General features: G+C 39.2%; 20 protein-coding genes and 2 pseudogenes. 7 read left to right on the top strand and 15 right to left on the bottom strand.

What is annotated here, in order from left to right; genetic code table 11:
* Nucleotides 1-124: 124 nt before the first annotated feature.
* The 12 genes from NO346_RS02250 to NO346_RS02195 all read right to left on the bottom strand — a co-directional run bounded on the left by NO346_RS02250 (nt 125) and on the right by NO346_RS02195 (nt 14,638).
* Nucleotides 125-1,621 (bottom strand): TnsD family Tn7-like transposition protein, encoded by a 1,497-nt coding sequence (locus NO346_RS02250; RefSeq protein WP_151723263.1) that lies wholly within the window; start codon nt 1,619-1,621, stop codon nt 125-127.
* Nucleotides 1,622-1,623: 2 nt separating this feature from the next.
* Nucleotides 1,624-3,306 (bottom strand): AAA family ATPase, encoded by a 1,683-nt coding sequence (locus NO346_RS02245; protein WP_151723262.1) that lies wholly within the window; start codon nt 3,304-3,306, stop codon nt 1,624-1,626.
* Nucleotides 3,307-3,335: 29 nt separating this feature from the next.
* Complete coding sequence (locus tag NO346_RS02240; RefSeq protein WP_151723261.1) at nt 3,336-5,480, bottom strand: Mu transposase C-terminal domain-containing protein; 2,145 nt, start codon at nt 5,478-5,480, stop codon at nt 3,336-3,338.
* Entirely contained in the window at nt 5,464-6,267 is an 804-nt protein-coding gene (locus NO346_RS02235) for a TnsA endonuclease N-terminal domain-containing protein (protein WP_151723260.1), read from the bottom strand. The genes NO346_RS02240 and NO346_RS02235 overlap by 17 nt, the downstream gene beginning before the upstream one ends.
* 154 nt (nt 6,268-6,421) lie before the next feature.
* On the bottom strand, nt 6,422-8,260 hold the full coding sequence (gene glmS / locus NO346_RS02230; RefSeq protein ID WP_256414077.1) for a glutamine--fructose-6-phosphate transaminase (isomerizing): 1,839 nt from the start codon (nt 8,258-8,260) through the stop codon (nt 6,422-6,424).
* A gap of 12 nt (nt 8,261-8,272) precedes the next feature.
* Nucleotides 8,273-9,637, bottom strand: a complete 1,365-nt coding sequence (gene glmU, locus NO346_RS02225) for a bifunctional UDP-N-acetylglucosamine diphosphorylase/glucosamine-1-phosphate N-acetyltransferase GlmU (protein ID WP_256414076.1) — start codon at nt 9,635-9,637, stop codon at nt 8,273-8,275.
* Between the two features lie 21 nt (nt 9,638-9,658).
* The gene (locus NO346_RS02220; protein ID WP_087543523.1) at nt 9,659-10,180 is read right to left on the bottom strand and encodes a phosphatidylglycerophosphatase A; all 522 of its coding nucleotides are present in this window, start codon (nt 10,178-10,180) and stop codon (nt 9,659-9,661) included.
* Entirely contained in the window at nt 10,158-11,075 is a 918-nt protein-coding gene (thiL, locus tag NO346_RS02215) for a thiamine-phosphate kinase (protein WP_256414075.1), read from the bottom strand. The genes NO346_RS02220 and thiL overlap by 23 nt, the downstream gene beginning before the upstream one ends.
* 15 nt (nt 11,076-11,090) lie before the next feature.
* Nucleotides 11,091-11,540: a transcription antitermination factor NusB gene (nusB, locus tag NO346_RS02210; RefSeq protein WP_004659763.1), complete on the bottom strand. Its 450-nt coding sequence runs from the start codon at nt 11,538-11,540 to the stop codon at nt 11,091-11,093.
* A 3-nt stretch (nt 11,541-11,543) separates the two neighbouring features.
* Entirely contained in the window at nt 11,544-12,014 is a 471-nt protein-coding gene (ribE, locus tag NO346_RS02205; protein ID WP_004659764.1) for a 6,7-dimethyl-8-ribityllumazine synthase, read from the bottom strand.
* Nucleotides 12,015-12,025: 11 nt separating this feature from the next.
* Entirely contained in the window at nt 12,026-13,147 is a 1,122-nt protein-coding gene (gene ribBA / locus NO346_RS02200) for a bifunctional 3,4-dihydroxy-2-butanone-4-phosphate synthase/GTP cyclohydrolase II (RefSeq protein WP_087547578.1), read from the bottom strand.
* 210 nt (nt 13,148-13,357) lie between these two features.
* Complete coding sequence (locus NO346_RS02195; protein WP_256414074.1) at nt 13,358-14,638, bottom strand: hypothetical protein; 1,281 nt, start codon at nt 14,636-14,638, stop codon at nt 13,358-13,360.
* A 97-nt stretch (nt 14,639-14,735) separates the two neighbouring features.
* On the opposite strand from NO346_RS02195, the gene serB reads away from it, so the two are divergent.
* The 3 genes from serB (at nt 14,736) to NO346_RS02180 (ending at nt 17,346) form a co-directional block, all read left to right on the top strand.
* The gene (serB, locus tag NO346_RS02190) at nt 14,736-15,956 is read left to right on the top strand and encodes a phosphoserine phosphatase SerB (protein WP_256414079.1); all 1,221 of its coding nucleotides are present in this window, start codon (nt 14,736-14,738) and stop codon (nt 15,954-15,956) included.
* A 426-nt stretch (nt 15,957-16,382) separates the two neighbouring features.
* Nucleotides 16,383-16,718 (top strand): ciprofloxacin tolerance protein AciT, encoded by a 336-nt coding sequence (gene aciT / locus NO346_RS02185; protein ID WP_256414073.1) that lies wholly within the window; start codon nt 16,383-16,385, stop codon nt 16,716-16,718.
* 148 nt (nt 16,719-16,866) lie between these two features.
* Nucleotides 16,867-17,346 carry an SCP-2 sterol transfer family protein gene (locus NO346_RS02180; protein ID WP_256414072.1) on the top strand — a complete coding sequence of 160 codons (480 nt, stop codon included), beginning with the start codon at nt 16,867-16,869 and terminating at the stop codon, nt 17,344-17,346.
* Nucleotides 17,347-17,393: 47 nt separating this feature from the next.
* Here NO346_RS02180 and dtd read toward each other — a convergent pair whose 3' ends face one another.
* A complete protein-coding gene (gene dtd / locus NO346_RS02175; RefSeq protein ID WP_256414071.1) occupies nt 17,394-17,834 on the bottom strand; it encodes a D-aminoacyl-tRNA deacylase in 441 nt (146 codons plus the stop codon).
* Between the two features lie 151 nt (nt 17,835-17,985).
* On the opposite strand from dtd, the gene pncB reads away from it, so the two are divergent.
* The 3 genes from pncB to asd all read left to right on the top strand — a co-directional run bounded on the left by pncB (nt 17,986) and on the right by asd (nt 20,989).
* Complete coding sequence (gene pncB, locus NO346_RS02170) at nt 17,986-19,191, top strand: nicotinate phosphoribosyltransferase (RefSeq protein ID WP_256414070.1); 1,206 nt, start codon at nt 17,986-17,988, stop codon at nt 19,189-19,191.
* Nucleotides 19,192-19,292: 101 nt separating this feature from the next.
* Nucleotides 19,293-20,141, top strand: a complete 849-nt coding sequence (locus NO346_RS02165) for a sulfurtransferase (protein ID WP_256414069.1) — start codon at nt 19,293-19,295, stop codon at nt 20,139-20,141.
* Nucleotides 20,138-20,989 (top strand): archaetidylserine decarboxylase, encoded by an 852-nt coding sequence (gene asd, locus NO346_RS02160; protein ID WP_256414068.1) that lies wholly within the window; start codon nt 20,138-20,140, stop codon nt 20,987-20,989. Before NO346_RS02165 ends, asd begins: the two co-directional genes overlap by 4 nt.
* 84 nt (nt 20,990-21,073) lie before the next feature.
* On the opposite strand, the gene NO346_RS02155 is transcribed toward asd, so the two are convergent.
* Together NO346_RS02155 and NO346_RS02150 are read right to left on the bottom strand one after the other, a co-directional pair.
* A complete protein-coding gene (locus NO346_RS02155; RefSeq protein ID WP_256414067.1) occupies nt 21,074-21,571 on the bottom strand; it encodes a hypothetical protein in 498 nt (165 codons plus the stop codon).
* A gap of 601 nt (nt 21,572-22,172) precedes the next feature.
* Nucleotides 22,173-22,487 (bottom strand): annotated as a pseudogene (locus tag NO346_RS02150) (LysR substrate-binding domain-containing protein); the annotation flags it as partial.
* Nucleotides 22,488-22,490: 3 nt separating this feature from the next.
* Between NO346_RS02150 and NO346_RS02145 the strand changes: the two are divergent.
* Nucleotides 22,491-22,637: pseudogene (locus NO346_RS02145) on the top strand (chlorhexidine efflux transporter); the annotation flags it as partial.
* Nucleotides 22,638-22,992: the final 355 nt, after the last annotated feature.

Below are 22,992 nucleotides of genomic sequence, written 5' to 3'. Positions count from 1 at the left end.
TTCTATGACTTTTTCTTTAAAATCTGTTGAATATCCCATAAAGCCTAGTGTGATATATTTTTTAGAATTTAGCTATAGTGTTTGATTTATATTTTTAATTTTGGTTTTAAATAGATGGTTTAGGCTACGAGAAATTTAAAAAAGAACTTGCTTCCTCCGTAAGCCTTTCCTCACTTAGACCTGATAACCTTAATACACGCCACCGATGGTTATTTTGATGTTCAAGTTGTAGTTTGATCAGTGCTCTACTAATACGCCGAATTTGATAGAAACCAATACTTTCATTATATTTTCTTAGAAATAGCTCTGTTAATGGTAATAGAGAAAGGTTTTTTTCAATAGTTGAGCTATGCAAGATTTGTTTCATCCACCATTTTGCTGAACGTCTAGGACTATCTAGATCCCAGAGTAAATCATTGTTAAGTTTAATCAACTGTTTTACGAAACCTAGATCACGGCTATGCCAATCCACTTTAGTACCTTGAGGAATGTATTTTTGATGAAAAACCTGATTGGTGTCTAATAACCAATTCTTGTCATTACGGTATAACCAGGCATATAAAGCAGCATTTAAAAGTCGGGCAGGCTTTACACCATTTTGTCTGATCAAATTCAGCCAATTTTCTCTGTTTTTTATGGTGAGATCAGTAATATGATTGTTATGAACATCTATATGATTATTTTGATTTATTTTACGGAAAGAGCGGACTTGTTGGAGAATTTCAGCAAAAGACCATTCTCTATTGATTAAAGCCTCAATCGTAACGATATGCTCCAGATAACTAAAGCTTTTTCGATGTTTTCTGAAAATGTTATGTAACCAAGATGTTTCGGAAGTTAAATCGGCTAAACAATACTGCTCTAAAAATTTCTTTGACCAACGGATAGTTATTCTTTCTAGAATACATTCATGAAAAATCTGTCGTTGTCCCCGACTACAATCATTTTGCCGAGCCAATTCATAATAAAACATGGTCCATTGTTCATAACTGGGTGACTCAGAGGGAGGCAAGGTCAATAACTCTAACAATTTTGAGGTAATAAAAATATCGTCAGAACTGGCAATGGCTTGTTCTATTTTAGGACATGATTGATGAGATGGAACTAAAAAATCATGCCGATGTAATGATCTTAAATCTAGATCTGAGTCAATCAATTGACCATGCTGGGGACAGCAAGCTCCCTGTATTTGCCATAAGCGAAACCAATAATATTCGCCATATTTCTCTAATTGTTCTGCTAAACATTGTGGGCAATAACGTAATTTATGAATAGGTGGGATACGTGAGGCATTAACGCCTAAAGCCAGATGAATTGAACCTTGAGAAATATCGGCCATCCATTTTAAACATTGTTGTCGTCTTTTCTCAGGGACAAAGAGGGCATAGATCGGAAACAACGTATGCTGATAGGCGATATCTTCAACAGTAAACTGATGATTCGAAAACTGATGCATAATAGCATTTAGGTGACAAGGTAAATCTACAGTTGCAATCACCTTACGGTTTTCAAAGACTTCATCCAGTAATTGTTTGGGACTGTCCAAAGCCAAACGAGTCCCTGCCCGAGCCACAGTACTGTAAATCAGCTCGTGTTGGTAAGGCATGGGAAAGTTTAACATGGCTAACTGACCTGTTTGAGCCAGTGATCAATATCAAAAACTATATTGGTTTGAGCTTTTAAATGTTCATAAAAGCTATGTTCACTTTCTTTTTGTGAGAATTGAAAACGTAAGTCTGCCGTATCTAAGGTTTGCCATTGATCAGGCTTGGTGCTTTTACCTTGTGATAATTTTGGTTTTGATGACGATGAGCTAGATTCTTGCGTAACATCCTGATTTAACCAACGCATAATAATAGGGAGTAGCTCAGTTAATTTTCGATCGGGATGTTCTTTAAATGCCCTTTTAACAAGGAGAATTAAAAGCTGGGAATCATAACCAAGCTCAAGCAATAAATTATGCAGGCGTATGGATTCAGCATGACCCCGATATTCTGCCAGTTGGTCATTTTGATCTAGGCTACTTTCTTCAATTCGGGAGATCAGTTTTAATAATTGTCGATCTACTTCAGGTGTAATCAAGTCGGAATATTCTGCAATTCGTCTTGCATCACCAGAGCGTAAGACATCTATAATTTTATGAATCGGTTTAAAATCTTCCTGAAATGTGGTTTTAAGCAGTTTAACCGTAATGCGTTCCAAACCTGATTCAATCGCTCGTATCTGTGCCAGAACGAACAGTTTGACCACAATGTCCAGAATACCCTGACTAAGATCAAACCAGCATTGGCGTAATTCTTCAGATAATATAGGGTCCGATTTTCTCAACCATTGATACTTCCAGAGTGAGTCAGTAAATGTCATCCATTCGGATTTTCTAACTTTTCCATCTGGTGTAGTGATTGCAGGCTCATTTTTCATTGGTTCCCAATGAATTGAACCAAAACCTACCGCTCTACGTGATGAACGGAGATCCTGCTCAAAGATTTGAATTGCTTTAGGTGTCCCGACCATGATGATGGGTAGACTGTAAATATTGACTAATGTGACAAAGAAATTGAGCATCTCATCCGAATTTTTGGAGCGATTTGCCAGTAAATGTTGAATTTCATCAATGACTAATAAGCCAATGGCATGAAGATGGGCAATATGTCCCATAAGCTGTAACAGCTTTTGTTCATTATGGCGTTTCTGCGTATATTGTTTTTCGTAATTTGTTCCTAATGCACGATCTACAGCACTAAAGAAATTTAAATATAAAGACTTAAGTGAGCCATTATAAGGGCAGTCGATTTTTAAATAGACAAGTTGGGTAAAGTTATGCTCAGGGTGGTAAATCTTTTGTTTGTAATTTCTTAAAATTCTGTTCAGGGTTGTGGTTTTCCCACTGCCAGAAAAACCAATAAAGGTAAGGCTCTGTGCTGTAGAACGTACATCATTAGAGGGTGTTGGTTCAAAATTGTTGGATAAGGCGATTTGATGACTACGGTTTAGAATTCGATTGAAGTCGCCAGTCACAATATTCCTCCCCACATAGCCTTTCCTCAGCATGATGGAGATTTTCTGCTCTAATTCTAAGTGTCTGCGGATAGGATGAAAAAAGTTATTAAATAACTGTGAAATAATATGAGCACGAGTATTATTCGGTAACTGCCGATCAGATTGTTTGAATTCGATTGAACCTTTTATCGCTTGAATCGTGTCCTGTGCCTCAAAAATGGGTGGCAAAGCCTCGATAAATGGATTTCCCTGATAATCCGAAACTGGGCTAGGTGTATATACTGCATAATCATTTTGATTTGTCATAAACATATCCTAGAGTAGAGCTGGATGTATTAATCCTCATCATCTGAGTGATCAATATCTTCCAGCAAATCCTGATAAATACCAAAAGTAAGTTGGTAATCCTCATCATGTTCCAGCTTCTGTTTGGGCTTAGGCATCTGAATAATGTTATTTGTTGATTCAGATACTGTTTCAGTTGGTTGTTCAGGAGGTAGATTTTTCAGATGATCTGCTTTCCTCGCCAAACGTTCATGATTCTTTTCCCGTTGACGGTTTTCCCTAATGCCTGTAACACGTTGTTTTTTGCTTGATGCTGTCTTTGGTTTTTGAGCATTGGCCTGAGCAATAATGGATTCTATATGTTCTTCAAGAGCAGCTTTAGATTTATTGGTTTCCAGTTCTTGAATTGCTTGGGTTTGTTTCTGTTCATGTTGAACCTGCCAAACCTCCCAGAAACTACAACCCACAAATTCTCTTGATCTTGGTGCAAGTACAGCTTCCCAATAGTGTAGGCTATCTTCCTGAGAAAACACATAAATCATCTCAGCATTACTTGGGTCATAAGCGACTTGTAAAGTATCTGGTCTTGAGATTGATTTTTTACGGTGCATCCAGCCTTGTTGATGAATTTCCGCACAATAATAGAAAACACCAAAAACTTTAAGCCCAAGATCAGATAAAGTTGCTTTGGTTTTAGGAAGCAGTGCAACACGTAATGCCTTTTCGGAAACCTGTTTTAATTTGCCCACTCGGTGTTGTATACCCCAGTTCCAGAGATGAATCGGAACTAAAGGTAAATCCGTTGGTATATCAATATCACGATCATACTTTTTTAATTGGTGGGTCAGGTTGTAAGTGAGGATTGAACCAATAATAATCTGCTTAAAATCTTGAATTGTTAAAGTAGCATCTAGACGATAATCTGAGCCACCTCGTTTTTTTTCTTTAAAGGGTTGTACCACACCCTGAGCAAAAGGTTTAAATTTTGCCTGAGCAGTTCTGAAATAACGTTCTACAATAGGCTTTAAATCCCCACGATATGGCGCAGTATTTTCAATCCGAATTGAAAAACTATGTTCAAGTGCCTCAATCTGATGACCTAATAATTCTCCACGATCCGCTAAAATAGCATCAGGCAATCCAATACAAGGCCACTCTTCACTAGTAATTTCATAACCATATTGTTTGCATAACTCAACTTTATTGGTCATAGCGACTTGTAGAGCCTGCATTGCGGTTACATATGAAGCATTTTCAAAACCAATATAAAAACCGACTACCATTCTGCTAAATACGTCAACAACGAAGTAAATCGTTGGTCTTCCCACAATACAAGCACGATCAGAATCTGAAACAAGATAAATATCGGCAATCGTTGCATCAATCTCATAACGTGATCCTGGCCCTAAGACTTGGGTATTCACTGTTGAGTGAAGTGCCCGAATGTCCTTGTTATAGAGAATTGGATTGCTACGGGCAGTAAGTTGAGCAACTTTAGGAAACTCACGCTCATAAAAATGTTTAAACTGCCATATTGATGGAAGCTCACTATCTGGAACATCAGGAAATAATGAATGATACATCGTATAAAACTTACGATAGGCATAACCTAAAGAATGTTTATCCTTGGTTAACATGTATTTATTGATGTTGATTCTAAATAGTCGCTCAATATTTACATCAATAAGTGCCCCTATACCTGGCATAGATTTTCTGGGTCGTCCCAGCTTTTTATCTTTGGCAATTCGTTTACTACCTTTAGCACCAGAATTTTGATAACTCGGAATAAGTGCATTAGGTATTTGACCTCGTTGCCAATATCTGCGGGCAAGCCTGTAAATCGTCTGGTGAGTAGATTTCTGCTGCTCCAATATACGTTTAACAAGATCAAAGCGAATGGATGGATCAAAAAATTGATCATGTGTAATGAGAGGTCTAATTAACTCCATTCCTGTATCACGCTTTTGCTGCTGAATACTTCCCTCAATTACTTTCATCAATGCGATATTTGCGAAAGGATCTTCAATCAATTCCGCTTCATTTGCTTCTATAGATTGAATTAACTCATTCTTTTCGCTCAGAAAGGGGTTGGCACTTGAACTATCAATATCAATCCATATGATGTGATAAGGTGTCATTTTAAGGATACGAAAAGATTTATCTTGTAGTTTATAAACATCATTGATTCGAAACATGGCGAATGTCCTCCCACACTTCAATATCACCTAATGTAATTTCAGATAATTTGAGCTTTTTATAGTCTTTGGTTATATCAAAAATAAAATAACGTTGAGCAAGAAGCTCCCGAATTTCTGATAGCGATGAACCCAGTTCTAAATCATATGCCTGATCTACTTTTTTACTGAGTTCAATTAATGTGAGATGAGGATATTGAGCAAATTTCTGCATATAGTCATCGAGCTTTTCATAAACAGGAATGGTAGATTCCCTCATAGCAGGATAGAGCCATTTGATATTGTGAAGTACAGTTGCAGGAATATCTTTTTCTGTAAGAATGTACCAAGGTGTCTTTGTATTTTCCCAATATCTTCGTTCCAGCTCAAGTTTTTCAATGATTCTAATATCTTCCAAATCTGCTACATATTTTGTTTGTAGAGCAAAATTGGGTTGCTTAGAATCTTTACGATCTACATAAAAATCTGAACTCATAATTTGTAGGGCATTACGAACTCTAGGATGAGTAATTTGAGCTTGTTCTGCAATTTGAGTTGTGGCTTGAAGCGGTAAAGGAAACTGTTCCCGAATATCAGTAACTGATGGATTCCAGTCTAAAAGTAGAAAGGTTGCAAGTTCTAAATCAGACAATAAATGATGTGTACGTTTGGTTGTATGTCCATATACACGATGTGAGCGACCTTTTGAGCCAAAATCACGCACAGTTACCCAAGGTTTATAGTTCTTTAGGTAGCCTTGACCACGACCTTCTTTTATCCAATTGTCTTGTTGTTTTTCAGTCGCCATAGCAAATCGCCTGCTACTCTCATTAATTTAAGAATAGCAGGTGATTGTTATTTGAGCAATATGAGATGATACTTTATTACCTAAGATGAAACTATATTACTTAGGATGATACTTTATTACTCTCATACATAACCCTCCTTTTTTTATTTTGTAATTATTCGACTGTTACGCTCTTGGCAAGGTTACGTGGTTGGTCAACGTCGGTACCACGTAATACAGCAACATGATACGAGAGCAATTGCACAGGAATACTATATACAATTGGCGCTAACCATTCATTGACAGCTGGAACATGAACGACATGTTGGCGATCTTTACCATGAATACCACTGTTTTCATCAGCAAAAACAAATAATTCCCCACCACGAGCTTGAACTTCTTCCATATTCGATTTTAACTTATCGAGCATTTCATCTTGTGGAGCCAAGATCACGACAGGCATCTCATTGTCTACTAAAGCCAATGGACCATGCTTTAATTCGCCAGCCGCATATCCTTCAGCATGAATGTATGAAATTTCTTTCAGTTTCAATGCGCCTTCTAGTGCGATAGGGAAGTGTGTGCCACGTCCTAAGAACAAGCAGTGGTTCTTTTCAACGAACAGTGCTGATAGACGCAGAATCTCAGTATTGCCTTGTAAAGTATCTAAAATTACTTTCGGGCAATGCCATAGCGCTTCTGTAATTTCCTTCAATTGAGCATCTGCAAGACGTTGTTTAACTTGACCAATTTTTAAGATCAACAACATCAATGCTGCAAGCTGAGTGGTAAATGCCTTGGTTGAGGCAACACCGATTTCAGGACCTGCAAGCGTGAGTAAATGATGATCTGTTTCGCGAACCATTGATGAAGTGGCAACGTTACAAATGGTCATGGTACTAATGTCGATGTTCTGAGCTTGAGCACGTTTTTGTGTTTCGCGTAATGCAGCCAAGGTATCCGCAGTTTCTCCAGACTGAGAAATACAGATATACAGGGTATTTGCCACAATCACTGGCGTACGGTAGCGGAACTCACTGGCAATCTCAACCTGACAAGGTACACCAATCAACTGTTCAAACCAGTATTTTGCAATCATTCCTGCATGGTAGCTGGTACCGCAGGCAATGATTTGTACTTGCTGAATTTTGTCAAAATCCGCATTGGCATGTTGAAGAAAATCTTCACGCAAATTATTGCCATTTAATGCTTGTGAAATCGTTTGCTGAATCGCTTCTGGTTGCTCATAAATTTCTTTGAGCATGAAATGCTTATATTCGCCTTTTGATGCATTGCTGACGGTTGCATCCAGTTCTTTGATTGGACGTTCAACGCGTTCACCATCAACAAATACTTCAATGCTGTTACGGGTTAAGCGGGCAATATCGCCTTCTTCCAAATAAACGAAGCGATTAGTAACAGGTAATAAAGCCAATTGGTCTGAACTAATAAAGTTCTCGCCAATACCTACACCGATCACCAATGGTGAACCTTCGCGCACAGTGATCAATTCATCAGGGTGTGCGGTATGCACAATACCCAGCGCAAAAGCACCTTTTAGGCGAGGAATAACTTTTTGTACAGCTTCAAGTAAGCTATCAGTTTGCTTTAAAGCATCGTTGACAAGATGAGCAACAACTTCAGTATCTGTTTGTGAGGTAAAGATATAACCTAGCGCTTGTAATTCATCTTTAAGCTCTTGGTAGTTTTCAATAATACCGTTATGTACAACAGCGACATCACCTGAAACATGTGGATGAGCATTATTTTCAGTCGGTTTACCATGGGTTGCCCAACGGGTATGGGCAATACCTACATTACCAGTCAAATGCTGTTCAGATACGGCTTCAGCTAAATTTGCAACTTTACCTACACGACGTTCGCGTAAGATTTGTTGATTATTCAATAATGCTAAACCCGCAGAGTCATAACCGCGATATTCCAGACGTTTTAATCCTTCAATCAGAATATCAGTTACACATCGTTCAGCAACGCCACCAACAATACCACACATAATTTTATCCTCTTATTTTTTCAGCTTTTGGGGGCGCTGATAATTTGCTTTTTCAAACTGTTTTGATCGTTCGACAGCTAAACTATGCTCTGCCACATCTCGAGTTAAAGTTGAGCCTGCACCTGTGGTTGCACCTTGAGCAATTTTAATTGGTGCAACCAATGAGTTATTGGTACCAATAAATACATTGTCTTCAATCACAGTACGATGTTTATTTGCGCCATCATAATTACAAGTGATGGTCCCTGCACCAATATTACAATCAGCACCTATATCTGCATCACCTAGATAAGTAAAGTGATTGGCTTTAGAGCCTACACCAATATTAGAATTTTTAACTTCGACGAAGTTGCCAATATGCACATCATTCGCAAGATTTGCGCCTGGACGAAGACGGGCGAAAGGACCGATTTGAGTGTTTTCTCCAACAATCGCATTCTCAAAAATGCTATAGGCTTGAACTTTAGTGCCTGCCGCAATACGAGTATTTTTTAAAATACAGCCTGCGCCAAGTTGAACGTTGTCACCTAATTCGCAATCACCTTCAATAATGACATTGATATCAATTTGTACATCTTGACCACATTTCACAGTTCCACGTAGGTCAAAACGATTTGGATCAATTAAATGTACGCCTTGTTGCATCAATTCTTTTGCTTGTTGTTGCTGAAATTGACGTTCCAAAGTTGCAAGTTGTAGGCGGTCATTCACACCTTCAACTTCAAATTCAAGCTCAGGTTGAATTGAAGCAATTTCTAAGCCATCCGCAACAGCCATTGCCACGATATCCGTGAGGTAATATTCACCTTGAACATTGTTATTAGACAGTTTTGGTAGCCATTGATGCAATTTGGCATTACTTACGCAATAAATGCCCGTGTTGATTTCCTGAATTTGACGCTGTTCGTCATTGGCATCTTTATGTTCAACAATGGCTTGAATTTTGCCTGCTTGACGAACGATACGACCATAACCTGTTGGGTTTTCAACATTTAAAGTGATCATGCCAATACCAGATTGGCTAGAAGCTTCAAGCAACTGCTCAAGCGTGCTTTGACGAACGAGTGGAACATCCCCATATAAAATCAAAGAAATACCATCTTGAGGTAATACAGGGAGAGTCATTTGAACAGCATGACCTGTTCCTAACTGTTCTGCTTGTTCAACCCACTCTATTTGTTCAGCAGCAAAGCTTTGCTTAACGAGTTCACCACCATGACCATAAATCGTAATAATATTTTGGGCATGTAATTTTTTCGCCGTTTGAATGACGTGACCGAGGAGGGGGCGGCCTGCAAGTGGTTGTAATACTTTTGGTAGTTGTGAACGCATTCGCGTTCCTTTCCCCGCTGCAAGAATAATAACAGTTGTTGACATAACTAACTCTAATTCAATGGCTTAAGTCAAAAAATAAAAAAGAATAATAAAAATACAGAGTGCTGCCCAAAGACCTGCGATGATGTCATCAAGCATAATCCCTAGACCACCAGTAACTTTTTGGTCTGCCCAACTAATCGGAAATGGTTTCCAGATGTCAAATATACGGAAAAAAATAAAACCGACAATGACCCATAACCAATTTAATTGCTGTAGATAGAGCAAGGGTAGGAGCGTAATAGATTGTCCTGCAAATTCATCCCACACAATTCGACCATCATCGTGTACATGAATGACTTTCGCTGTTTGCCCACAGATGTATATGCCCACCAAAGACATGATAAGAATTGCTAAAACACTCAAATTAAAACCGAGATATAACCATAATGGTGTAAATAACAATGCAAATGCAGAACCAAATGTTCCCGGTGCTTTAGGACTGAGACCAGAACCAAATCCAACCCCGCAGAAAACGATGCAGCGATCGAACCAAGTCATCTGTTTGAAGTGAATGGGAGGCTTATGCAAAATGTTGGTATCCATGAATTTGTAGTGGGTAATTTTTACCCATATACTCAAATAACAATCCAGTTTGTTGGGTAATTTTGCCAATTATTGTAAGCGGAACATCTAATTGTTGTCGCGACAGTTTTTCAAAATTTTGCGGTGATATTGTAAAACATAATTCGTAATCATCACCACCTGCAAGCGCATAATGCCAAGCTTGTCTCAAATCTAATTCTTTTAGTGACTGATCTATCGGAAGCTGCTCAAGCTGTAATGTTGCACCTACTTTTGAGGCGTTCAGAATATGTCCTAAATCTTGTGCGAGTCCATCTGAAACATCAATCATACTTGAGGCTAAACCTTTTAGCTGTTGCCCCAAATTACAACGAGGTGTTGGATAATCTAAGCGTTGTTGTAGAGGATGTCCTAAGTGTTGTAATCCAAACGCGGCATCACCAATCTGTCCACTAATACAGACATAGTCGCCGACTTGTGCGCCTGCACGCGTGATGGCTTGACCTTGTTCAATCCAGCCTAAAGCGGTGACACTTATAGTGAGTTGGGTGCTTTGAGTGGTATCGCCACCGATTAGGCTAACACCAAATTGATCGCAACAATCAAAAAGACCCTGACTAAATCCAGCCAACCAGTCATGATCAACTGTAGGGAGGCTGAGTGCGAGTAAAATACTATGGGGTTTTGCACCCATTGCGGCGAGATCAGATAAATTGACCGCGACACTTTTCCAGCCAATGGCATGGGCAGAGGTATCTAAGGGAAAATGTCGACCAGCAACCAATGTATCTGCACAGATCACGAGTTGTTGTGAGGGAGGAGGGGTAACAATGGCTGAGTCATCACCGATACCTAAACTGACATCAGATTTTGATGTACGTTTAAAGTACCGCTCAATAATTGAAAACTCAGCCATGCAACATCAAGCCTATTATTTTGCTTGTTGTTTTTCAGCTTCACGAAGCTTTGATGAAAGACGGTCTAATACACCATTGATGTATTTATGGCTGTCTGCACCACCAAAGTGTTTTGCTAGCTCAATTGCTTCATCAAGTACAACGCGGTATGGAACTTCGAGATGATCTCGTAATTCATAAGCACCAAGTCGTAAGGTTGCAAGTTCTACACCATCTAGTGCAGTTAACTCACGATCAAGTACAGGGATGAGTAACTCATCTAAAGCTTCATGTTGAGCAACCACTTGAGTGAGTAATTCATGGTAATAGTTAAGGTCAACTTTGTGCATCGCATTTTCTACACGTGTACGTGCTTCAATTTCATGGACAGGGTTATGACTCATTTGCCATTCATAAATCCCTTGTACAGCAAAACGACGTGCTTTGCGTTTCGCTGCATAAGCGGCCTGAAGTGTTTGCGACATGCTTTAAATTGCCTTTAATAAGTTAACCATTTCGATTGCAGTCAATGCAGCTTCGCTACCTTTGTTTCCTGCTTTCGTACCTGAACGTTCGATTGCCTGTTCAATGCTGTCTGTGGTTAAGACACCATTGATCACAGGCATTGTGCTTTCAAGTGCAACTACACCTAAACCTTTCGCACATTCACCTGCAACAAAATCAAAATGTGGTGTACTACCACGGATCACTGCACCGAGTGCAATGATGGCATCAAATTTGTTTGAAGCCGCTAATTTTTTTGCAACGATAGGAAGTTCCCACGCACCTGGTGCGTGAATAACAGTAATCGCATCTTCTGAAACGCCATGACGTTTTAAAGTGTCGATCGCGCCTTCAAGTAAATGTTCAACTACGAAGCTGTTGAAACGTCCTACTAAGATCGCATAACGACCTTCGCTTGCGAGATGTAATAAACCTTCAATTCGGCGAATTGCCATAGCAACCTCGATTATTTTGCTGTGATTTGATCGGCAGTGATATATTCCACTACCTCTAAATGAAATCCTGATAAAGCATTGAAACGAAGTGGAGAACTCAACAACTTCATTTTCTCAACACCAAGATCACGTAAAATTTGTGCACCGACACCAATTGTTTGATATTGCTGCGATAGAGCTGCATTTGATTTCAGTGGTTTTGGTTGGTTCAAATGATGAATGGCATGACCTAAATCTTCCAAGTGATCTTGTCCAATCCAAACCAATACACCACGGTCACTTGCAGCAATCGTTTTCATTGCAAGATCAAGATTCCATGCTGGAGAACCATCGGCTTTATTAAGCTTTAAAAGATCACGAACAGGGTTGAAACCATGGACACGAACAGTGGTCACGCCTTCTTTCGGCTCACCTTTTACCAAAGCTAAATGGATATCTGGATTACCAATTTCACGATATTTATACAGTTCAAATGTACCGTATTCAGTATCAATGGTTTCTTGAGACAAACGTTCAACCGTTTGTTCATTGGTCATGCGGTAATGGATCAGATCCGCAATTGTACCGATTTTTAAACCATGTTTTTCTGCAAAAACTTCTAAGTCTGGACGGCGTGCCATGGTACCGTCTTCATTAATAATTTCACAGATAACAGAGGCAGGCTCTAGACCTGCTAAACGGGTGAGGTCGCACCCTGCTTCCGTATGACCTGCACGGTGCAATACACCGCCTGGTTGAGCCATCAATGGAAAAATATGACCAGGTTGAACGATATCGCTTGGTTTAGCATGTGCTGCAACTGCGGTGCGAATTGTATGCGCGCGTTCAGCAGCGGAGATACCGGTACTGATCCCTTCAGCTGCTTCAATCGACAGCGTGAAGTTAGTGGCATGTTGTGCACCGTTTTGATCTACCATTAACGGTAAATTAAGCTGTTTACAGCGATCACGACTCAAAGTTAGGCAAACTAGGCCGCGCGCATGCGTAATCATGAAGTTAATATCTTCAGGGCGAACATGCGTTGCAGCGATGACTAAGTCACCTTCATTTTCACGATCTTCATCATCCATTAGGATGACCATTTTGCCTGCACGAATATCTGCGACAAGCTCTTCAACACGACTCAGCGGCATTCGCTTTCACCTTTTATGCTGCCTTTTAGGGCACTAGTATTCGATAAATCTGGTGTAGTTTACCGTATTTTAATAAATTTCGCCTGTGCTTCTTTATCAATTAAAAAAGTGAATCAAGCAAATAATAAAGCAACGCTTTATCCTAATGGGCATTTATAGCCCTGTAAGGGAGCGTTGCATTTTGAATTTGAATCGATACATTCGATCGAGCTAAGATTCAGTCGAAGCTTTTACTTTTTTACCCATCAAAATTTCAGTGCGCAGGTTTTGTGCTACGGTGGCACATTGCTCATTCATCCCATTAATCATAAAGGCATGACGAGTCATAATACTACTCGGATTTGGCATCACAACTAATTCATAACTGTTTTGAACCGTTTTGAGTTGCTCATGATTGAGGTGTAAAGCTGCTTCCTTGGCATGTAAGTGTTGAGTTAAGCGCTTGGCTGCTTCAATGGCATCTAATTGCATCGCGTCTACAGCACTAGCAACAGCACCGCGTGTTTGTAGTGCAAAACGTTTATCTTCACGATAACGCTTATATAAAACATCTGCCAATAACTGGAAAACAGCACCAATCATCATCAGGCATTCTAATGCATGAGGATGTTCTGATGTCGTCGACAAGGTTGCGCCTTCGGCATTAAATTCTTGAACGACGTTCATTTGTGCAGCGTCGAGTTGGTAATGCTTCGCACAGAGATCAATGCTTTTATCCAAGAATAATTGACAGAGTTTAAAATAAGGCACAGAAACGGATTGGTTGACACTGCTCAACAGTTGTTTTGGATCATAAAACTGGATATTCAGTGCGACGGTTTGATGATCTAAATTGACTTGTTGATCTGTTGTTGAAGCTTTTTCAATACGTGATTTTGGTTGAGCTTTTGCCTGTTGCTGTGCTTGTGCAACTAACGTGACTGTATTTTGCTTCTCAAGTGCGAGAGCCTGAGTTAAACGTTGAATTTCATGTTTAAGATGATTTTCTTGGTTAATACGAGCTAAATATTCACTACGTGTTGGACGTGCAATGGCACGATACGCCAACCAGATCAACCCATGAATAAATAAAGATGCCAAAATCGCCAGCCACTGCGTGCGTAAGATTTCACCAATACTTGGTTGGATAAGCGTAATTTCAACCGTTCCCACTTTCTTTTCATTTTGTAGCGCATCTCGAACAAAGACTTCACCTTGACGCGTCTTTGCCATACCACTGGTTGCAAGGACTTGTTTATTGGCATCGAGGATACGAATGGATGCGACACTTGGGTTGGTTGCATAACGGTTGGCCACCAGTGCCAATGAGACCGTGTTGGCAGGTTCCAGTTCTGAAAGGCTATCTGCCACAAGCTGACTGGTCATCAGTTGTCCCTGACTGGTGCGGTTTTCATTGAGTTGATGTGTCGTTGCAATCACCAGTAAAAAGGTATGCAGTGCAAAACTTACGATCAGCAGGCTAGCAAATAGCCCTTGGCGTGGCGCATTCAAGTTAAACTTCCAAGATAAATAAGAATCAAATAGATTCAGGTCAGGTTATGTTATGATTCTTACATACAATAGTTGTCGCTCAACCACGAGTCAATTCATGCGTGAAATCATTCTTATATCCTTTTTAGGACCAGATCAACCGAATCAGTTTACTCGATTAATGCAGGTGCTCTCCGTACATTCTTTGCAAATACTCGATGTGGGGCAGGCTGTTATCCATAATCAACTCACTTTAGGAATTGTTGTTGCATCGGATAATGAGACTGCAACCGCATTGGCAATGAAAGAGATCCTGATTTTAGCACATGATATTGGCTTAACTGTGCGATTTAAACCAATCTCCAACGCAGAATATGAACAATGGGTGAGTGAAGGTGGGCGTACACGTTATATCGTGACGGCACTTGCACCAGAGCTGACCGCTGCGCATTTGCAGGCAGTCACTAAAATTGTATCGAGTCAGGGCTTCAATATTGAAACAGTAACACGCTTATCTGGTCGTTTAGATCTCGATGCAGAAAGCCAATTTCCACGTCGTGCCTGTGTTCAGTTTGGTTTAAGTGGACAAATGTTGGATGCACAAGCGATGCGAGCTGCATGTTTGAGTTTGTCAGGTGAACTGAATATTGATGTGGCGGTACAAGAAGATAATGCTTACCGTCGTAATCGTCGTTTGGTTTGTTTCGATATGGACTCAACCTTGATTGAACAAGAGGTGATTGATGAATTGGCGCTAGAAGCAGGTGTCGGTGAACAGGTCGCTGAAATTACTGAGCGTGCCATGCAAGGTGAACTCGATTTCCAACAAAGTTTTCGTGCACGTGTTGCATTATTAAAAGGCTTGGATGCTTCTGTATTACCTAAAATTGCAGAACGTTTAACCGTGACGGAAGGGGCGGAACGTTTAATCTCGACTCTGAAAGCATTGGGATATAAAACGGCAATCTTATCGGGTGGTTTCCAGTATTTTGCTGAATATTTACAAGCAAAGCTCGGTATTGATGAGGTACATGCCAATATTTTAGATGTACAAGACGGGTTGGTGACAGGTGAAGTCAAAGGTGCGATCGTGGATGGCGCACGTAAGGCTGAATTATTGCGTCAATTGGCAGACAAAATGGGAATCTCATTAGAGCAGGCGATGGCTGTTGGTGATGGTGCTAATGATCTACCAATGCTATCAATCGCAGGTTTAGGCGTGGCGTTCCGCGCTAAACCACTTGTTCGTCAAAATGCCAATCAGGCAATTTCAAGTGTTGGTCTGGATGGTGTCCTGTACTTGCTGGGAATGCATGACAAGGACCTGAACCGTGCTTAAAGACGGATTGTTCTAAAAACACCCAAATTGTTTAAGCTTTATCCAATGCCGTTTTTCAAGCGGCATTTTTTATTTTAAATACGTCACAATTCCGTCATATTTATGTCTAAATGTATAGAAAAACAACGATAAAAAAATTCTGAAAAAAGTTTCTGAATGATTAAAAAGATCGATATTTTTTTGTAATGACACGCCGTAATTGATGCTATATAGCACTTTGAGACTTTTGTAATTTTAAAAAATGTAATGACAAAAGCATATTGCGACACCTTGTGTCGTATGGTTAATTTCAAGCTCTTTTTTTCTATAAAAAACCCTCCATAATGCATAAAGACGTTAATGCAACACCGAATATTGTTTAGAGATTACAGAACAAATATGAGGTTTGGACACGATCCAAACCACCTTTTAAAGACGGAGGTTTCTATGGAAGCAGCGAATTTCACCATGTGGGTTGGATTTGGCTTAATCGCTGTCGCAGTTATTGCTGTTTTCTTTTCTCCTTATCGTCGTTGGCTAGGTTTTATGTTGGCAGGTATGATGTGCTGGGGACTGCTGGAAGTGGTGCGCTTTGGGGTGCAAACCCTGTTTGAAATGTCCGTCGCCTATAGTTATTTGACAGCCTTAAGCCTTGCGATGGTAACGGTTACATTCATACTTTTACGTGAAGACAAACAAACACAAAAGCAATTGGCGAAACGTCAGTATATTGAACATACGCCAGTCTATAAGGATGACCAACAACAATGTTCTAGCCGATAATTTATAATAATTTGAACTACATCAAAGGCATGCTCAGCATGCCTTTGTTGCACTAACTTTCTGAAACAAAGCTTTTACCGCCTTTGCAACAATTGTGCTAGGATACAGTTGTCTTAATTTTCATCATAATACTGTGGGCATAAATGTCATGAAGCTTTCTTCTTTACCTGTGATTCAGTTACCGATCGTTGATGTAAGCACTGACCCACTTGATCTATTAGTGGCAGGTTTGGCGTTACGTATGAAGCAATTGGCACGTACGAGCCCGAAGTTTATTGAATTGGTTCATGATCGTGAATTTCGTATTCAAATTGGTACAGATTTAGGTTTGGCACGTCAGATTATTGTGAACCGTGGCAAAATTGATACGGTTGCGGGCAGCCCTGAAAAAGCTGATTTTATTTTGCAATTTGCTTCAAGTGAGCAAGGCGTAAAAACTTTGGTGAAGGGTGATCCAACTGCATTCATGACAGGTATGCAAGATGGCAGCATTAAAATGGAAGGTGACTTTAGCCTGCTGGTTTGGTTTAACCAGGCGGCAAAATTGATTCCACCGAAAGTACCAAAAGCTGTAAAAGAAAAAATTCGTCAGGCGCGTGCCTTTATTAAAGAAAAAACAGGCAAATAAACCAACCTGAAAAAAACTCCCTAAAAGGGAGTTTTTTTATGTCTCATTTATTCAATTTCTAAATTAAAAGTCACAGGCCCATCATTAATTAAATGAACTTTCATATCAGCAGCAAAAATACCTGTTTGGACATGAGCAAATTGTTGACGTGCATACTCAACCAATTGCGCATACAAAGCTTTCGCTTCGGCTGGCGGCATGGCAGGTCCAAAGTCAGGGCGTAAGCCTTTTTGTGTTTGCGCCATCAAAGTAAATTGTGAAACTAATAAAAGTCCGCCCTGAGCTTGGCTTAGATTCCACCCCATCTTGCCATTCTCATCATCAAAGATTCTATATTTTAAAATCTTGTCAATCAGCTTCTGGCCTTTTTCCAGGGTATCTTCTTTACCGACTCCCAAAAATACCAGTAAGCCTTGTTGAATCTCACCTGTGGTTTGGCCCTCAACCACGACTTTCGCTTCTAAAACTCGTTGAATTAATGCGCGCATAAGATTAAAAAATAGGTGAAATAGAGTGAGGCAGTGTAACAGACACCGCATATAAAAATGAGTTGTGCAGCAAAAGTCTACTATTCAATAAGAGTCAATTGATTGTATAACAATAGCTATTATACAAAAGAATCGGTTATAACCATCCGCTATGTCTGCCATTATTCGATCTTTACTCGACACTGACTTATATAAATTCACCATGCTACAAGTGGTGCTGCATCAATTTCCACAGACGCATAGCGTGTATTTATTTCGCTGTCGAAACTTAGAAGATACGGTTTATCCTTTGGTTGAGATTCTAGAAGATCTAAATCATCAGCTTGATTTACTCTGTGAATTGCGTTTTTCTGAAGATGAGTTGCAATATCTTCGTTCTTTACGTTTCATCAAAAGTGATTTTGTTGATTACCTTGAATTATTCCAGTTAAAAAGACGTTTTATCCAAGCCAGTATTGATGAATCGGGTCGGTTGGATATTCGGATTGAAGGGCCGATGGTTCAGGCCATGATGTTTGAGATTTTTGTATTGGCGATCGTCAATGAGTTGTATTTCCGCCGTATCCGTAACGATGAGGTATTGGCGGAAGGTGAGCGTCGCTTACAACAGAAATTACTTCAGTTAGAACAATATGCAAAAGAACAAAAAGAGAGTGATCCACCATTTTTAGTTTCGGATTTTGGCACACGCCGTCGTTATAGTTTTGAATGGCAAAAACATGTGGTACAAGCCTTTTATGCGGTTGCACCAAAAGTGTTTCGTGGAACCAGTAATGTTCTACTTGCTAAAGAGCTGGGTATTAGCCCAATCGGGACGATGGCACATGAGTTTTTACAAGCGTTTCAAGCTTTAGATGTCCGATTGCGTAATTTTCAAAAAGCGGCTCTAGAAGCATGGGTACAAGAATATCGTGGTGATTTAGGTATTGCTTTGACGGATGTGGTTGGAATGGATGCTTTTCTACGTGATTTTGATTTGTACTTTGCCAAACTCTTTGATGGCTTACGTCATGACAGTGGTGATCCCTATGAATGGGGGGATAAAGCGTATGCGCACTACCGCAAATTGAAGATTGATACCAAGACTAAAATGCTGACCTTTAGTGATGGTCTAAATTTAGAAAAAGCATGGCTATTGCATCAATATTTTAAGGACCGTTTTCAAGTCAGTTTTGGGATTGGCACTAACCTCACCAATGATATGGGGCAAAAACCTCTGAATATTGTATTGAAGTTAGTGGAGTGTAATGGGCAGTCGGTAGCAAAAATTTCCGATAGTTCGGGCAAAACCATGACTGACAATGAAACTTTCCTTGCATATTTAAGACAAGTGTTTGAGATCGAAGAGGTCAGCTAATCTATAGCTGATTTTCTGCTAATTGAAAGCAAAAAATCAGACAAAGATAAAAAGTCGGCTATGTTAAAATTGACTCAATGCGGATAGAAAATAGCATAAAAATGACTGATGTAGATTTTAAACTGGGTTTACTGATTGAGCCTGAAGAACTTGTACCTTATTTAGGACATGAGCTGATTCGTGTCGTTGATTTAAGCCGAGCATCGGTTTATGAACAATTGCATATTCCTCATGCCATTCATTTACAACCTAAATTCTTGGTTGCACAGCATGAACAGGCGAATGGGGTGTTACCTGATCTAGCAGGTTTACAAGCTCTCATCGAAAAATTAAATATTTCATCTCAACATCATATTGTCGTTTATGACGATGAAGGTGGGGCGTGGGCAGGGCGTTTAATCTGGAATTTACATTGTCTTGGTTTCAACCGCACCAGTTTGATTAATGGTGGGATTCATGCTTGGCTGGGGGCAGGCTTACCAACCACAGCAGATATAGATAAAGTCATCCCTGTGAGCGAGCTTGTACAAGTTAATTTGAATAGCGTGCAACAGTATCGAGTTGAATACAATGAATTACTTCAGCAGGTTCAACAACAGAATATTCAGCTCTGGGATTGCCGCACCAATGAAGAATATACTGGACTACGTTTAGCTGCGCGACGCGGTGGTCACATCCCAAATGCATTGCATTTTGAATGGAGTACTGCCCTAAACCGTGAAAATCATCTAAAATTACACCCGCTTGAACGCACTCAACAACGTTTAGAACAATTAGGCTTTAATTTACAACAACCTGTGGTGGTGTATTGTCAGTCACATCATCGTTCGGGTTTGGCGTATATATTGGCTAGATTGCTCAATTGGCAAGTCAGAGCCTACGATGGTGCGTGGAGTGAATGGGGCAATCGCCTCGATAGTCCTATTATTTCAGGGGAGTCACCGTCTTGAGTTTTTCAGCAGATTTAAAAAAACAACTTTTTATCAAAGCACAAAATTTAGTACCGCAACATCAACTGAGCCGTGTTATTGGCAAAGTTGCAGCAAGTGAAAACGTTTTGGTGAAAACTGCTGTGATTCAAGCGTTCAAAGCAAAATACGGCATTGATATGAGCATTGCCGAACAAACGAATCCAAATCAATATAAATCATTTAATGAATTTTTCACTCGTGCATTAAAACAAGGTGTACGTGGTGTAGATGAACAAGCGGATAGTATCGTGTGTCCTGCGGATGGTGCGATTTCACAGTTGGGTAAAATTGAAGCAGGTGATATTTTTCAAGCCAAAGGTCACAGCTTTTCTGTTGAGAAATTAATTGGCGATCCACAACTGGCAAAACCATTTATTGATGGTCAGTTTGCAACGGTTTATTTGTCACCGAAAGATTATCATCGTGTACATATGCCATTGGCGGGCACGTTGACCGAAACTTTATATATTCCAGGTGAGTTGTTCTCAGTCAACCAGACCACTGCTGAAAATGTACCAGGTTTGTTTGCGCGTAATGAGCGTATGGTATGTTTATTTGATACTGAACTCGGTCGTATGGCGGTGGTCTTAGTCGGCGCAATGATTGTGGCAGGCATTGAAACTGTTGCAACGGGTAAAGTAAAACCAACAGGTCGTGTTGAATTACAGCATCATCAAATGCAGTTAGATAAAGGTGCTGAGTTAGGTCGTTTCTATTTAGGTTCTACTGCTGTGGTTTTATTTGAAAAAGATAAAATGGTGTGGGAAGAGCAGTTTAAAGCCAATTCAACTGTAGTAATGGGTGAGCGTTTAGGTCACTCGGTTTAATTTAGAGTTGAGTTTAAAAAGCCCCTAGATAGGGGCTTTTTACGTATTTCGTATAAGGCGTATTATTTTGGTTTTAGAAAATATTTAAAATAAAAACTTATAGAAAAATTCTTTTTCATCACTTATCTTTAAGTTTAATCGGTTATCCAAGAGAGCTTCTTTAACCAAGTCAATTATTATTAAGACCTCATCAAAAAATCGCTTTGAATTAATTTTAGAGCAGTAAATACTTAATTCATTTTCAAAAACACCATTCCAATCAGTTGATGGAAATTCAATGGTTGTTGCTAATGTCGGTTCAAGTCTAAAAATAGTATGATATTGTCCTGCATATTGCGCACGACTAGTCAAACTCCCATCATGGATTAGTCCATTCCTTAGAGCCAATAAATATTGGATAGTTTTTTCATCATATGTATGTAAATCTAGAATCTGTTTTATTCCATTTTTTAATGGTTTATTTGGATCATTAACAATACTACCCAACTGATCTAAAATCATAAAACAACCAAGTAATGGTGTATAAGTTCTAGTTCGATTATTATTGTAAGAAGCTCTAATATTTTCTACTAAATCATGCAAGCTTGTACTAACTTCACGATTTTTAAGTTTAGTTACATTCTAGTTCACATTCAAATAAGTATAAACTAATTCATGAATTGATAACTCCTCTAATTTTTTATTAGAAAAATATTCATTAATTTGGTGAGGCATGGCATTTTTGAAGTCATTAAATGAGTTTACTCTATTGGTATTAGACATAATAGTTCGCCAAATTAAAAAAATATAATACTATTATTTATAAAAAATGACTGATTAATTTAACACAATTGGCACTATGTGAAATGCTTTGATCTTATTTTATTAAGATCGATATCCTATTCGTTTTTTAAATCTCAATAGCCTGTAGAGAGGTCGATTTGAAAAAATTATATTCTCTCTAAGAAACTTTGATATGTTTTGCCGAGCTCTAATCGTATCTGTACGTTTTTTCTTACACCAATTCCAGTCAATGACCCATATCCGTACCCATCTAAATCACCTAATATGGGCTCATCAAGAACAGGAAGTTCCAAAACATAAAACAAGAATGATAAGTTTGAGCATCAGGACGTGAGGTAGAACAGGATTTATACCTAAAGTGCGAAATACGAAAAAGCCCGACAGGATGTCAGGCTTTTTTTTATTCGATTTGAATTTGTTTTGCCCAAAACTCAATAAGAAATTGCAGAGATTGGCTGAGCGGTTTGTAGCTTGGCCAAATCGCATGAATTGGCATATCTAATCGATTGGTCGTATCACTAAATGCTAAACGAGCTAAACTTTGCTGGTTAAAATGCGCTTTCACAACAGAAAGGGGAAAATTTCCCCAGCCCAATCCTTGCTCGACCATCTGAATTGCCATCGACAAATTATCAGTCATCCAATAAGTTTCAGAAACCAGAATGTGTGGATCGGGTAAAGCATAATGTTTACTCGCGACAATAATTTGTTTAGGATCATGCAGATCAGTTTAATAAAAGCATTTTTGTTAGATTTCAGCCTGATGGTTCTGATACCTTGTTATACCTTCGTTTATAATTATCTTTTCGACCATATTTTTGGTTTACCCAGTCATTTGGTAGAGTCGAAACCTGTATCTGTTTAAGTCATTCCTTCATTTGAAATGTATTTTTATCTATGTGTTATTGATCTAAAAATCACAGAATTATTTGAAAAAAGAGCGTATTTATATACGCTCTTTTTTGATGGATTTTTAATCTAATTCTGAAAGACAGATTTCAAATTTAGAGACGAATCCACGTCATATTTCTAAATGTATTATTATTCGTGTTTTTCGCATTTATCGTCAGCATTTTACCTGTTTTGCTTAAACGCCCATTCAGACTATATTTATATCCATCATAAGGATTGATCCATACACCTGGCGAATTCAAACATGAGGTGCGACAGTTTGAAAAGTCTTATGATAATCAACAAGCTGAGCAAATTTCTCTAATGGT

This window comes from Acinetobacter sp. 5862 (assembly GCF_024494585.1).
GTDB lineage: Bacteria > Pseudomonadota > Gammaproteobacteria > Pseudomonadales > Moraxellaceae > Acinetobacter.
The sequence above is the reverse complement of the archived record's forward strand: the minus strand, read 5'-3'. Positions and strand labels throughout refer to the sequence as shown.

Excerpts from the sequence above, each read along its gene's own strand:
- NO346_RS02250 (WP_151723263.1), bottom strand. The coding sequence starts at position 1,621 with ATGTTAAACTTTCCCATGCCTTACCAACACGAGCTGATTTACAGTACT.
- NO346_RS02245 (WP_151723262.1), bottom strand. The coding sequence starts at position 3,306 with ATGACAAATCAAAATGATTATGCAGTATATACACCTAGCCCAGTTTCG.
- NO346_RS02240 (WP_151723261.1), bottom strand. The coding sequence starts at position 5,480 with ATGTTTCGAATCAATGATGTTTATAAACTACAAGATAAATCTTTTCGT.
- NO346_RS02235 (WP_151723260.1), bottom strand. The coding sequence starts at position 6,267 with ATGGCGACTGAAAAACAACAAGACAATTGGATAAAAGAAGGTCGTGGT.
- glmS (WP_256414077.1), bottom strand. The coding sequence starts at position 8,260 with ATGTGTGGTATTGTTGGTGGCGTTGCTGAACGATGTGTAACTGATATT.
- glmU (WP_256414076.1), bottom strand. The coding sequence starts at position 9,637 with ATGTCAACAACTGTTATTATTCTTGCAGCGGGGAAAGGAACGCGAATG.
- NO346_RS02220 (WP_087543523.1), bottom strand. The coding sequence starts at position 10,180 with ATGGATACCAACATTTTGCATAAGCCTCCCATTCACTTCAAACAGATG.
- thiL (WP_256414075.1), bottom strand. The coding sequence starts at position 11,075 with ATGGCTGAGTTTTCAATTATTGAGCGGTACTTTAAACGTACATCAAAA.
- nusB (WP_004659763.1), bottom strand. The coding sequence starts at position 11,540 with ATGTCGCAAACACTTCAGGCCGCTTATGCAGCGAAACGCAAAGCACGT.
- ribE (WP_004659764.1), bottom strand. The coding sequence starts at position 12,014 with ATGGCAATTCGCCGAATTGAAGGTTTATTACATCTCGCAAGCGAAGGT.
- ribBA (WP_087547578.1), bottom strand. The coding sequence starts at position 13,147 with ATGCCGCTGAGTCGTGTTGAAGAGCTTGTCGCAGATATTCGTGCAGGC.
- serB (WP_256414079.1), top strand. The coding sequence starts at position 14,736 with ATGCGTGAAATCATTCTTATATCCTTTTTAGGACCAGATCAACCGAAT.
- aciT (WP_256414073.1), top strand. The coding sequence starts at position 16,383 with ATGGAAGCAGCGAATTTCACCATGTGGGTTGGATTTGGCTTAATCGCT.
- NO346_RS02180 (WP_256414072.1), top strand. The coding sequence starts at position 16,867 with ATGAAGCTTTCTTCTTTACCTGTGATTCAGTTACCGATCGTTGATGTA.
- dtd (WP_256414071.1), bottom strand. The coding sequence starts at position 17,834 with ATGCGCGCATTAATTCAACGAGTTTTAGAAGCGAAAGTCGTGGTTGAG.
- pncB (WP_256414070.1), top strand. The coding sequence starts at position 17,986 with ATGTCTGCCATTATTCGATCTTTACTCGACACTGACTTATATAAATTC.
- NO346_RS02165 (WP_256414069.1), top strand. The coding sequence starts at position 19,293 with ATGACTGATGTAGATTTTAAACTGGGTTTACTGATTGAGCCTGAAGAA.